Origin of the sequence: Brevibacterium permense (assembly GCF_025506275.1) — a bacterium.
In the GTDB taxonomy this organism is placed as follows: Bacteria; Actinomycetota; Actinomycetes; order Actinomycetales; family Brevibacteriaceae; genus Brevibacterium; species Brevibacterium permense_A.
The window spans coordinates 293,420-306,141 of the sequence record NZ_QYCP01000001.1 but is presented as its reverse complement, the minus strand read 5'-3'; the positions used below and the strand labels follow the sequence as shown (position 1 = coordinate 306,141).

Genomic DNA, 12,722 nt, shown 5'->3' with positions numbered 1-12,722 from the left:
GTGGTGAGGGGCTGAGGAGTCGGGCCGGGGTGGGTTGTGCGGGCAGGCCGCAGGTGAGGCCGGGGCGTCGCGGGAGTGACCGGTGGTGCGGCCGCAGTCGCCGCAGAGAATCCGCATGTGACCCTCAGACAGTCCGCGCGTGCGAAATCAATCAGTGACCGGTTGTTATCAATTCGTAACATGAAAGGCCGCTGGGGTGCGTTAGATTAATGACCAATGTGAGTTGTGTCACCGTTTCGTTATAGAAGCATGTGATTCGTTACCAACGACGAATCATGGCGAGGCGTCAGAATCGAGCTTCCCCGCAAGTGCAGCCGTAGAGAGGCCGACACCGGTATGGCCGAGGAGTCATACCGTGGCGGTCGCTTCCGGTGCGCCGTCATGTGCGATTCCTCTGGACACAGACAAAGGAGCGAAAGGAACTCCATGAAGTTGCGCACGAAGAGCTGGCTGGCGGTCACCGCCACGGCCGGACTGGTCCTCGGCGGGGTGAGCCCGGCACTGGCGACGGGCACCGCGGGACCGACTGAACACACCGATATGGGCGTCAACGGCGACGCCGTGATGGAGCATCTGCAGAAGATCTCCGACATCTCCACCTCGCACGCGGACGAAGGATTCCGCGCGCTGGGCACGCCCGGCTACGAAGAAGCTGTGAAATACGTCGAATCCACCCTCGAGGCGACCGGCGCCTTCGACGTGAAGCGTCAGGCCTTCGACGTCGAAAGCCAGGACTTCGGCACCGTCGACGTCAAGGTCGACGGAGAGGCAGTCAAGGTTACGACCGCCGAATATACAGAGGGAACGACGGAGCCGCTGACCGATCTGCCGGTGGTGCTGCCGGTCGATGACGACAACAGCGATTTCGCCGGCGGGCAGCTCGGCTGCCAGGCCAGTGACTTCGATGACAGCGCTGAAGGGGCGCTCGTGCTCGTGTCCCGCGGCGAATGCGCCTTCGGGGACAAGACCAAGGCCGCCACCGAAGCCGGTGCTGCGGCGGTCATCATCTATAACAACGACAAAGCCAATCCCGACGAGGAGCTCAATGCCACTCTCGGCGGTCGCATGGAGGGCAGCGCGCCGACGGTGACGGTCACCTACAACGTCGGCACTGACCTCCTTGAGAAGGTCGAAGCCGCAGGGGCCGAGGCCGGCGCCGAAGCCGGCAGCCAGACTGATGCCGAGGCGGGACTCGGGCAGGGCGCCGAAGACGACGCGGCAGCCGAAGCTGCGGCCCTGACTGCCGACTTCACGCTCGAGACCGAGTTCGTCACCGAGACGACCTGGAACGTCATCGCCGAAACCAAGGCCGGCGACCACGACAACGTCCAGATGTTCGGTGCCCACCTCGACGGTGTCGAAGAAGGCCCCGGAGTCAACGACAACGGCTCGGGATCTGCTGCACTCCTCGCTTCGGCCGAAGCGCTCGCCGAGCAGCCAACCGATGTCGACAATGCCATCCGCTTCGGCTGGTGGGGCGCGGAAGAGGTCGGACTCGTCGGTTCGACGGAGTACGTCGCGAGCCTCGACGATGCCGAGCTGGGCAAGATCAAGTCGTACATGAACTTCGATATGATCGGCTCCGACAACTACATCGTCGGCACGCTCGACTCCGACGGCTCCGATGTGCCGATCCCCGACGGGGTCAACGTCCCCGAAGGCTCGGCCGAACTCGAGAAGGTCTTCACTGACTACTTCGCCGATATCGACCAGCCCAACGTCGGCACCGACTTCTCCGGACGCTCGGACTACCAGGCGTTCATCGACAACGGCATCCCGGCCAGCGGCCTGTTCTCCGGAGCAGACGGCACGAAGACCGCCGAGGAAGCCGAGATGTTCGGCGGCACCGTCGGTGAGAAGCACGACACGAACTACCACCAGCCCACGGACACGATCGACAACGTGAGCAAAGAGTCCATCGACATCTTCGCTCCCGCCATCGGCTTCGCCGTCCACACGCTGGCCTATGACCTCACCGACGCGCCGACGGATCCTCCGACCGATCCGACGACTCCGCCCACGGATCCCACTGATCCGCCCACGGAGACGCCGACCGAGGCTCCTGATGAGCGGACCCTGAGCATCGATCCGAAGACGATCGAGGCACCGGACTTCGTCAGCGAGAAGGGCGTCCAGGTCTCGGCCACCGGCTGCGCCGCCGATTCCACGGCGACGATGACGGTGGCCCCGAACAACGGGAAGATCGAGAAATTCGAACAGACTGCCGAGGTCGGAGCCGACGGCACGGCTCGATTCGGAGTCCGCGGACTCGATGCGTCGATGGTCGACAGCTACATCGGCACCTACGACGTTACGGTCGACTGTGAAGGCGGGGATCCGCTGACCGGGTCCTTCGAGGTCGTCGCCGAGGGTGACGGACCGGGGGCCGGTGACGGCGGCAACGGTGGCGGCGGGGGAGATCTGCCGCGCACCGGTAACGAAGCCCTGCCGCTGGTTCTGTCGGCCGGAGCGCTCATCGTGCTCGGTCTGGCGATGACGCTGGGCTCGCGCCGCCGCCGCAGCTGAGCGGCAGAGCCGCACCTTCGCCGAGGCGGGACATCGTCGAGATCTGATCGTCGATGGGGTGCCGCCTCGGTGAGGCAGCAGGTTCCACGGGTCGGTGACCGTCCAGGTCACCGACCCATTCGGACATTCACCGTTCGGTCGTGTCCGCTCGTGCTCGGTCCGGTGCCGGACCGGAATGAGACTCATGCGCTCAATCGGCGGAGGTCTTCAGCTGACGCCCAACCCGCCAAGGGACAATGGTCTTCTGTGACTCCCAAACGCTTCTTCAAGTTCTTCGCCATCGCAGAGACCGTCACGTGGACGCTGCTCCTTCTGGGCATGTTCCTCAAGTACGTCACGCACACCACCGAGATCGGAGTTCGCATCGGCGGTGGCATCCACGGCTTCATCTTCATCTGCTTCGTCATCGCCGTCATCGGCGTTGGCACTTCCCAGCAGTGGAGCAAGCGCCGCATCGCCACGGGCCTCGGATCGGCGATCATTCCCTACGCCACGATTCCCTTCGAACGCTCGGTGGAGAAGACCGGATCTCTCGAAGGCGACTGGGGTCTGGGCCGCAACGGCCGCACCCCGCAGACCTGGTTCGAGAAGCTCACGTCATGGTGCATCCGCTTCCCATGGCTGGCCATCGGCATCGGCATCCTCTTCGTCATCGTCATCTTCTCGGGTCTGCTCGTGGCGGGCCCGCCCTGGGAATGGGGCAAGTGAACCTGAGCCTTGCCTCGGTGTGGCGGCGAGCGGGCAATCGCCGCACGGCCGACTGTCGGGTGGGCCGGCTCGGCGAAGGTCCGAGCTTTCGTGTGAGACGGCAGGCAGACGAACAGGACGGGTTTCCCCAGCGGAGGAGACCCGTCCTGTCGCGTGTCGGGGCGTTCCAATAGGATGAAGGGGGCCGGCCGGCTATCGGTCGGTCGGCACACCCCACTGCGATGAAAGGCCCACCGATGGACCTGCTCATAGGCGCCGGAGGAATCGGCGTCCTCGTTCTCATCATTCTGGTCGCGCTGTTCGTGATCCTGCGCTCCTACAAGATCGCCTCACCGTCCGAGGCGCTCATCATCACCGGTCGGAACGCCTCGGGCGCGTCGGGAACCGGTCGAATCGTCATCGGGGGCCGCTCGGTCGTCTATCCGATCGTGCAGAAGGCGTTCATCCTCTCGCTGTCCTCGCGGCAGATCTCCGTCGAGATCGACGGCATCTCCATCAACGGCATCGCCCTGCGGCTGCGCGGCGTCGCTCAGGTCAAGGTCGGCGGCACCGAGGACGATGTGCGCAAGGCCGCACAGCGCTTCCTCGACCAGCAGGACCAGATCGACCACTACTCGAAGGAGATCCTCTCCGGCACTCTGCGCGCAGTGGTCGGCACGCTCACCGTCGAGCAGATCATCCAGGATCGCGCTTCCTTCGCCGCGCAGGTGCAAGAAGAGTCCGCGCACTCGATGAACAATCAGGGCCTCATCATCGATACGTTCCAGATCTCTGCGGTCGAGGATGAAGGCAGCTATCTGCGCGACTGGGGTCGTCCGCAGGCCGCCGAGGTGGCGAAGAACGCCGCCATCGCCGAGGCGAACGCCGGCCGTGCTTCGGCCGTCGAGCAGGCGCAGCAGAACGAGGAGACCCAGAAGCAGCAGGCGCTGACCGATCAGGCGATCGCCGAACAGCAGCAGCAGCTGGCGCTGCGCCGGGCCGCGCTGAAGGAAGAGGCCGATCAGCGACAGGCCACGGCAGACAATGCCGGTCCGTTGGCCGCGGCAGCAGAGAAGCAGAAGCTGCTCGAGAAGGACCGGATCGTGGCGAAGGAGGCCGCGGAGCTGCGTGCCGAACAGCTCGACGCCGAGGTGCGCCGACCGGCGGACGCCGAACGCTATCGGCAGCAGGCCGCGGCCGATGCCCGTGCCTATGAGATCGAGGCGCAGGGCCGGGCCGAGGCCGCCGCCGAGCTCCACCGTAGGTCGAAGGACGCCGAGGCGATCCGCCTCGAGGGTGAAGCCGAGGCCGATGCGATTCGTGCCCGCGGTGAGGCCGAAGCCGAGGCGCTGCGTGCACAGGCCGAGGCCTACAAGCAGTTCAACGATGCGGCCGTGCTGTCGAAGGTGCTCGAGGTGCTGCCCACTGTCGCCGGGGAGCTGGTGGCGCCGTATGCAAACATCAAGGATCTCTCCATCGTGTCCACCGATGGCGAGTCGAAGCTCGCGAACTCCGTGTCGAACAACCTCTCGCAGGTCCTCGAAGTCGTGCGCGGAACGACCGGTGTCGACCTCACCGACCTCGTGGCCAAGGCAAAGGGCTCCGGCGGAGCCGGCTCGAGTAGTGATGGTTCGGGCGAGCCCGGTGGAGACGGCGGGGCCGGTGGTTCTGGCGGGACTGCTCCCGTCGGTTCATCTGGGGCGGACCGCGCCTCGGACGAGATCGTCGACGGGGTCGTCGCGGACGACGCGGCTGCCGGTCCGCGATCGACAGGCACGGGATTCGACCCGAAGGCTTTCCTCGATGACAGCGGCGTCGATCTGGACCGGATCGGTGACGAGGTGAAGAAGGCCACCGGCTTCGATGTGCAGGCCTATATCGACGAGGCGAAGCGCCGCCTCGACGAGAGCGGTACAGGCGCCTCCGGAGCGGATGCGGCAGGCATCCCCGACAGCAGCGAGCCCGGCGACGAACAGGACGACGACGGCAAGGGCACCCAGAGCTGACAGCCGCCCCGGGTGCCGGGGCGCCTAGATTACGCGGGCAGCGGCCGCCGAGGACATCCTCGGCGGCCGCTTCTTCCGTCGATTACGCCGAGGTGCCGACCGGCCGGGCGGTGAAGTGCCCTGCGGGTGGGGTCTGGTGTGCTCCGATTCTGCATCGAGGCTGATTAGATGCATAAATAAATGTGCATATGTTAATGTGTTGAGTCGAGGAGGTATCTATGGCTCACGATCATGCGCATGGTTCAGGTTCGCGGCGGCAGCTGCGGATCGTCTTCGGCATCGTCGCGACGATCTTCGTGTTTCAGCTCATCGGCTCGGTGGTCACGGGCAGTCTCGCGCTGCTCATCGACACCGGCCACAACGCCGTCGATCTCATCGGCATCGGCATCGCGCTCTTCGCAGCGAGTTTGGTCAGCAGACCGACGGGCGGACAGAAGACCTGGGGGTTCCGTCGGGCGGAAGTGCTCGCGGCCGGTGCCCAGGCGACCCTGCTGCTGGGGCTCGGCGTCTACAGCCTCATCGAAGGCGTCCGGAGATTCTTCGTCCCGCCGGAGGTGCCAGGCCCGGGCCTGCTGCTCTTCGGTGCCATCGGCCTCGTGGGCAACCTCGTCTCCATCGTCATCCTCAGCTCATCGAAGGAAGACTCCCTCAACCTCAAGGCCGCCTTCCTCGAAGTCATCGCCGATGCACTCGGCTCGGTCGCCGTGATCTTCGCCGCTCTGGCGATCTGGCTCTTCGGTTGGGAGCGCGCCGATGCGGTGGCCGCCCTGATCATTGCGGCGCTCATCGTTCCCAGAGCGTTCGGCATCCTGCGCGAGACCGGATCGATCCTGCTTGAAGAGGCACCGAAGGAGCTCGACCTCGACAAGGTCCGCGAGCATCTCGAGGCGGTCGAGCATGTGCAGGAAGTCCATGACCTCCACATCACCCGCATCGACTCGAACCTGCCGGTACTCACCGCTCATGTCGTTCTCGCCGATGAATGCTTCTATGACGGGCATGCGCCGCGCATCCTCAAGGCTCTGCAGGAATGCCTGACGGAGCACCACAGGATCGCGATCGAACACTCGACATTCCAGTTCGACCGGACGAAAGACGCCGCTGAGGAGACTCACACCCACGACTGAGGCGGCCCACCCTGCCGGTCGGTGTCCGATCAGGGGAGGGCCGCCTCGGCGGGATTCGGGTCTCTGCCGGGCGCTGTTCAGACGGCTGCGAGATCCTCGGCGTGGATGGCTTCGAGTTGAGCGACGATCGCTTCGGTCATCTCGACGGTATTCGACTCGCCGCCCAAGTCTCGTGGCAGGATCCCGGCTCCGGTGGCCTTCTCGATGGCCCGGCGGACGCGGTCGGCCTCTGCTGTCAGTCCGAACTGGTCGAGCATGAGTGCGGCCGACGAGATCGCTCCGATCGGGTTCGAGATCCCCTGCCCTGCGATGTCCGGGGCGGAGCCGTGCACAGGTTCGAACATCGAGGGGAAGCGTCGCTCGGGGTTGAGGTTCGCGCTCGCGGCCAGGCCGAGGCTGCCGGCCAACGCCGAGCCGAGATCCGAGAGGATGTCCGCGTGCAGGTTGGATGCGACGACAACGGAGAGCTGCTCCGGGTGCAGGACGAATTTCGCGCTCATCGCGTCGACGAGGACGCTTTCGGTCTCGACATCGGGGTAGTCCTGGGCGACACGGACGAACACTTCGTCCCACAGCACCATTCCGTACTGCTGAGCGTTCGACTTCGTCACGCTGGACACCTTCTTCACGTCCCGAGTGCGCGCAATATCGAAAGCGAAGCGGATGATCCGTTCGCATCCCTTCTCCGTGTGCAGGCTGGTCTGCAGTGCCACCTCGTTGCCGGGGCCGCGTCCGCTGAGGTTGCGGCCGCCCATCCCGGCGTACTCGCCTTCGCTGTTCTCCCGGACGACGATCCAGTCGAGCTCGGTGTCATCGGCCTTCCGCAGCGGGGACTCGACGCCGGGCAGGAAGGTGACGGGGCGGATGTTTGCCCACTGGTCGAAGGGCTGCGTGATCGCCAGACGCAGCCCCCACAGGCTGGTGTGATCAGGGACGTCGGCCGAACCGACAGCGCCGAAGTAGATGGCGTCGTGCTTCTCGAGTTCCTCGAGTCCGCCTTCGGGGATGTAGCAGCCGTTCTTCAGGTAGTACTCCGAGCTCCAGGGATACTCGGTGACCTCGAACTCGACCGTCCCTTCGGACTGTTTGGCGATGGTGTCGAGCACGCGCAGTCCGGCGGCGACGACCTCGCCGCCGATGCCGTCACCGGGGATGGAGGCGATCGAGAAGGTCTGTGGTTCCGTCATGATTCTTTCGTCCTTGGTCGAAGGGAGTGGAGAGCTCGTGGCGCCTGCAGCGCCCGGGAGTATCGCTCTGACTCCATTGAGCACTCGATCCGTTGATAAGTCCAAGATCGGATTGTGATGATTCAGATAGGTGGTGCCTATAGTTGAAGATCGATCGCCAGCTGCAGCAGTCGAGCTGCCGCGGGCGTCAGACCTTCTTGACGTGCGATGGCCGAGACATGCAGAGACGGTGCGCCGGAGATCGGGGCCAGGCGCACCTGCCCCTCGGCGGCAAAGCTCTGCCAGGACGCGGGCAGCACCGCTTGGCCGATGCCGGCCCTGACGAGGGGGAGGATCGAATTGCGGTGTGTCACCTCGGCGACGATGTCGATGTCGATGCCGCGCCCGATGAGTTCGTCGACGTACGCGCGCATGAGTGAGCCCCTGTGGGAGACGATGAGTCGTGTGCCGGCGAGGGATTCCGGGGTGAACGCCTCGGCCTCGAATGATGCGGAAAGAGACGGGCCGGTGGCGAGCATGAGGGGCTGGTCTGCCAACGGGACGACCTGAAGGTCGCTGACCAGCAGAGGGCCGCGTCCGCCGAGGAAACCGATCTCGGCGCGACCGTAGCGAACGGCTTCGACCGTCTCGTCGACGGTGAAGGTGCCGTTGAGATCGAACGAGACCTGTGGGTGTTCACGCGTGAACGTCGACAGCAGAGACGTGAGCGGTTCGATGCTCGGGGTGGGCATCGCCGCGATCTGGATCCGACCCGACCGCAGTCCGCGCAGGCCTCGCACGTGCGCTTCCGCCGTCTCGAGGTCGCGGATGACGAGCCTGGCCGGTCCCTCGAGTTCTCTGCCCGCTTCGCTGAGCGTGATGCGACGTCCGACTCGGTGGAAGAGTGTCACACCGAGCTCCCGTTCGAGCCCTTTGATCGTCTGTGACAGGGAGGGCTGCGCGACGAGGAGCGACTCCGCAGCTTTCGTGAAGCTGCCGGTGTCGACGACGGCGAGGAAATGGCGGATCTGACGGATATCCATAGGTCAAGACTATCGATTGCATCGAAAAATAGCCTTGGACTATTCGAGCCCGGTCCGTCAGGCTGAAACGACGGCGATGAAAGGACCAATGACGGTGAGTACTTCGCAGAAATACGGCAGCAACGGTTCGTCAGGGCTGATGACCGATGTGCGTGAGGCCCTCCTGGGCGGCAAGACATTCCGAAGTCTGAGCGAGCAGAAGCTCTCTCCGCGGGAGGAGAAGTTCGAACGGGCTCGGATGACTTCGGGTTTCATCCTTGCTCCGCTTGTGACGATCGTCTTCGCAATCATCCCGATGGGGCTGAGCTATCAGCAGCACATGCTGGCGGCGATCCTCCTCGGCGTCATCGTCCTCTGGATCACAGAACCGGTGCCGATCCCCATCGGCGGTCTCATCGGTGTCGGCGCAGTCGTCGTCCTCGGGATCGTGCCGGCCGCAGATGCGGTCGGGCCTTTCGGGTCTTCGACGATCTTCACCTTCATCGGTGCGTTCATCCTCGCCCAAGCGATGCTCCACCACGGAATCGCCCAAAGGCTGGCATTGACCGTTCTCGCACTGCCCGGTGTCGGGAAGTCGGTCTACCGTGTGATCCTCGCCTTCGGCCTCATCACCTGTGTGCTCTCCGCCTTCGTGTCGAACACGGCGACTGTGGCGATGCTCATGCCCACGGCGTTGGGCATCCTCGCTGTGATTGCCGAGCTCATGCAGGAGCGCGGCATCGTGAAGAAGGACTTCGACCCGTTGCGGCTCCGGGTTGGTGCGGCACTGCTGCTCATGCTGGCCTACGGTGCGAGCGTCGGCGGGCTGCTCACTCCCGTCGGTTCACCTCCGAACCTCATCGGGCGCGGACTCATCGAGGAGGCGACGGGGACGAAGATCTCCTTCGGCCAGTGGATGGCTGTGGCCCTGCCGATCTGCGTGGCGATGTTCATCATCCTCGCCGTCGTGCTGTTCCTGCTCAACAAGCCGGAGATCCGGAAGATCGAAGGCGTCGAAGAGTATGTGAAGAAGGAGCTCGCCGACCTCGGTCCCGTGTCCCGTGCGGAGAAGAACACCCTCTTCGCTTTCGGAGTCACCGTGGTGCTGTGGCTGCTGCCGGCATTCAGTGCCCTGTTCACAGGCACCGATTCGGCGATCTACGAGTTCCTCGACTCCCGCCTCGACGAAGGGATCGTCGCCGTCATCGGCGCCTCGCTGCTCTTCATCCTCCCCGTCGACTGGAAGCGTCGCGAGCCCACGCTGACCTGGACCCAGGCGGCGAAGATCGACTGGGGCACGATCATCCTCTTCGGCTGCGGCATCATCTTCGGAGCCCTGCTGGCCGACACAGGTCTGGCCGAGACGATCGGCACCGGGTTCGCCGACGGCCTGGGCGTGAAGAGTCTGCTCGCCATCACCGCAGTGTCCGTTGTGCTGGCGATCCTCATCTCGGAGACGACGTCGAACACCGCGGCGGCGGCCGTGATCGTGCCGATCGTCATCCCGCTGTGCCAGGCGGCGGGCATTGATCCGTTCGTACCGGCGATGGCCGCGACCTTCGCAGCGTCGTTCGGTTTTATGCTCCCGGTCTCGACGCCGCAGAACGCGATCGTCTACGGCACCGGAGCCGTGCCGATCACGAAGATGATCCGCACCGGCTTCTCCTTCGACATCGCCGGAGCCATCCTCATCGTGGCACTGGTGCCGTTGATGATCGGGGTCATCGGTCTCGGACAGTAAGCCGCTTCTGCGGGATTCTGCTGTGAAGGCGGCCCAGCCTTCCGGTCGGTGACCGGTGAGGGGAGGGCCGCCTCGGCGATCTTTGTCCTACTGTCCGGGCAGGATCTCCTCTGATTCGGTGCGGAAGCGTTCTAGCTTGGCAGGGTCGATGGAGACGCCGAAGCCGATGCCGGTGGGCACGTCGACCTTGCCGTCGTACATGACGATCTCCTCGGTGATGTCCTCGTGGAAGAACCGATTCGAGCCGGAGATATCGCCGGGCAGGGTGAAGCCCGGCAGTGAGGCCAGCGCCGCATTCGCCGCCCGTCCCAGGCCGGTTTCGACCATTCCGCCGTGCCAGACGGCGACGCCGTGGGCGGCAGCGAGATCGTGGATCTTCTTCGCCTCGATGAACCCGCCGACCCGTCCGGGCTTGATGTTGATCACCGAGGTGGCGCCCAACATGATCGCGTCCGCGGCAGCCTCGGCGGAGACGATCGACTCATCGAGGCACATCGGGGTGTCCATGAGCTTGGCGAGCTCGGCGTGCTGGCGGATATCGGCTTCGCCGAGAGGCTGCTCGATGAGCAGGAGACCATAGTCGTCGAGGCGACGCAGGTGCGCGGCATCGACGAGGGTGTAGGCGGCGTTGGCATCGACTTGGAAGCCGAAATCGTCGCCGAAGGCCTTGCGCACCGCGGCCACCGGGGCGATGTCCTTGCCGGGTTTGATCTTCAGCTTGATCCGGGCGTATCCCTCTTCGAGGTAGCCGCCGATGACCTTGACGGTCTCCTCGACGGAATCCTGGATGCCCACGGACACTCCAGAAGGCACGGAGTCGACGACTCCGCCGAGGTAGTCCTTGAACGACTGGCTGTTGAGCTTGAGCTGAGCCTCGATGACGGCCATCTCCAGAGCCGACTTCGCCATCGGGTGGCCGATGACATGGCGCAGGTGCCAGCCGACGGTCTCCGCAGTGAGATTTTCGACGTCGAAGAGCAGCGGTGCCAACCAGCGGCGAGTGACGTCGATGCCGGCGGCCACATACTCGGAGGAGTAGAGCGGAGAGATCATCGCCACGGACTCTCCCCACCCGGTGATCTCACCCTGCGGGGTGTCGAAGACAGCCTCGACGAGGTAGCAGTCCTTCTCCGTCTCCCGCATGAACGAGGTCTCGAACGGGGTGACGAGAGGAATCGAGACTTGGTGGAGGGTGACTGACTTCAGCTTCATATGCCGGGCTCCTGCTTCGCAACGGGGCGGATGGGTCTTGGCTTCCACCTTATGCCAGTGGTCTGCGAAGAGGCGGCGAGTATCGCGAATCAGGTCCGGAAGAACCCTGGAGCGGCGGTCCGGCGATTGATAGTGTGAACAAAAGTCTTCCTGTCAGCAAGGGGGCCGCCGTCGTGAACGATCACCTGCGCACTTTCACCGCGCGCAGACAGTCCTGGTTCGGCCTCAAACTGCCGGTCAAGACCGCGCTCGCACAACCGGTCCTCCACCCGCTGCTGCGAACGTTAGCGCCCCGGATCAGAGGGCTGAAGATCGGTCGTCTCCCCGCCCCCATCGAACTCACCGAAATCCGCGGGCGAGCGGGCGGAGCGGACTTCATCCTCGTCGAGCCCTTCCGCTGCGAGATCGCCAAGGAGTTCTACTGGGGAAGGGGCAGACGCACCGAACCCGAAGACGCGTTCGCCCTCGAGCTCATGGTCGCGCTCAGCGCCGATGCCGATGTCTTCCTCGACATCGGCGCCTACACCGGGGTCTTCACCATGGCCGTCCTCGCAGCGAACGAGAATGTGCGCGCCCACGTCTTCGAGATCATCCCCGCAGTCGTCGCAGGTGTGGAGAAGAACGTCGAACGCAACGGCTTCAACAGCCGCGTGACCGTCCACCCGACCGGAGTAGGCAGCCCCGACACCTGGATGAAGGTGCCCATCGGGGACGGAGGATCGGCGCTGCCGTCGTTCTACTCTTCCGATATGCACTTCGACTCCGACGCCGAGGTGCGCTTCACTTCCCTCGACGCGCTCCTGCCCGAGGTGCTGGCCGAGGCGTCGGACCGAGATCCGCAGTTGCACGCCGGGGAAAGCGTTCCCGACGTTTCAGGTCGGGGCGAGGCACCGCGTGTGACGGTGAAGATCGACGTCGAAGGCGGTGAGAACGACGTCTTCGCTCACGGGCAGGACTTCCTCGCCGAGCTGCACCCGGACATCCTCTGCGAAGTCCTCGATGACCGCGCGAAACCGCGGGAGCTCATGGGCCACCTCGGCGAGCATGGCTACCGCTGCTACCTCGTCGGCGAAGATCGACTGTACGCGCGGACGACGATTCGGCCGGATCCGCGGCTGCGAGACTGGCTGCTCACGCTGAAATCACCGGATCAGATGCGTGCGGCCGGCTACCCGGTCGACTGAAGCCATGCAGCCGACAGTTAACTGTGCGCAGATTACACATTTTCAGCTCGA

The 12,722-nt window shown here is 64.7% G+C and carries 9 protein-coding genes; 6 read left to right on the top strand and 3 right to left on the bottom strand.

The window, feature by feature from the left end; translation table 11 throughout:
• Window positions 1-426: 426 nt before the first annotated feature.
• The 4 genes from D3I60_RS01285 (at window position 427) to D3I60_RS01270 (ending at window position 6,346) form a co-directional block, all read left to right on the top strand.
• The gene (locus tag D3I60_RS01285; protein ID WP_262774273.1) at window positions 427-2,526 is read left to right on the top strand and encodes a M28 family peptidase; all 2,100 of its coding nucleotides are present in this window, start codon (window positions 427-429) and stop codon (window positions 2,524-2,526) included.
• Between the two features lie 246 nt (window positions 2,527-2,772).
• Window positions 2,773-3,234, top strand: a complete 462-nt coding sequence (locus D3I60_RS01280; protein ID WP_262774272.1) for a DUF3817 domain-containing protein — start codon at window positions 2,773-2,775, stop codon at window positions 3,232-3,234.
• 236 nt (window positions 3,235-3,470) lie between these two features.
• Entirely contained in the window at window positions 3,471-5,219 is a 1,749-nt protein-coding gene (locus D3I60_RS01275; RefSeq protein WP_262774270.1) for a flotillin family protein, read from the top strand.
• A 218-nt stretch (window positions 5,220-5,437) separates the two neighbouring features.
• Window positions 5,438-6,346: a cation diffusion facilitator family transporter gene (locus D3I60_RS01270; RefSeq protein ID WP_262774268.1), complete on the top strand. Its 909-nt coding sequence runs from the start codon at window positions 5,438-5,440 to the stop codon at window positions 6,344-6,346.
• 77 nt (window positions 6,347-6,423) lie between these two features.
• Here D3I60_RS01270 and D3I60_RS01265 read toward each other — a convergent pair whose 3' ends face one another.
• Window positions 6,424-7,533, bottom strand: a complete 1,110-nt coding sequence (locus tag D3I60_RS01265) for a tartrate dehydrogenase (RefSeq protein ID WP_262774266.1) — start codon at window positions 7,531-7,533, stop codon at window positions 6,424-6,426.
• Between the two features lie 137 nt (window positions 7,534-7,670).
• Window positions 7,671-8,555 carry a LysR family transcriptional regulator gene (locus D3I60_RS01260; RefSeq protein WP_262774265.1) on the bottom strand — a complete coding sequence of 295 codons (885 nt, stop codon included), beginning with the start codon at window positions 8,553-8,555 and terminating at the stop codon, window positions 7,671-7,673.
• Window positions 8,556-8,643: 88 nt separating this feature from the next.
• Here D3I60_RS01260 and D3I60_RS01255 point away from each other — a divergent pair, with 88 nt between their 5' ends.
• Window positions 8,644-10,275, top strand: a complete 1,632-nt coding sequence (locus tag D3I60_RS01255) for an SLC13 family permease (protein WP_440588545.1) — start codon at window positions 8,644-8,646, stop codon at window positions 10,273-10,275.
• Window positions 10,276-10,362: 87 nt separating this feature from the next.
• Here the strand turns inward: D3I60_RS01255 and menC are convergent, their stop codons facing one another.
• Window positions 10,363-11,487, bottom strand: coding sequence for an o-succinylbenzoate synthase (gene menC, locus D3I60_RS01250; RefSeq protein ID WP_262774261.1), 1,125 nt, complete (start codon window positions 11,485-11,487; stop codon window positions 10,363-10,365).
• Between the two features lie 173 nt (window positions 11,488-11,660).
• Here menC and D3I60_RS01245 point away from each other — a divergent pair, with 173 nt between their 5' ends.
• On the top strand, window positions 11,661-12,671 hold the full coding sequence (locus D3I60_RS01245) for an FkbM family methyltransferase (RefSeq protein ID WP_262774260.1): 1,011 nt from the start codon (window positions 11,661-11,663) through the stop codon (window positions 12,669-12,671).
• Window positions 12,672-12,722 lie beyond the last annotated feature (51 nt).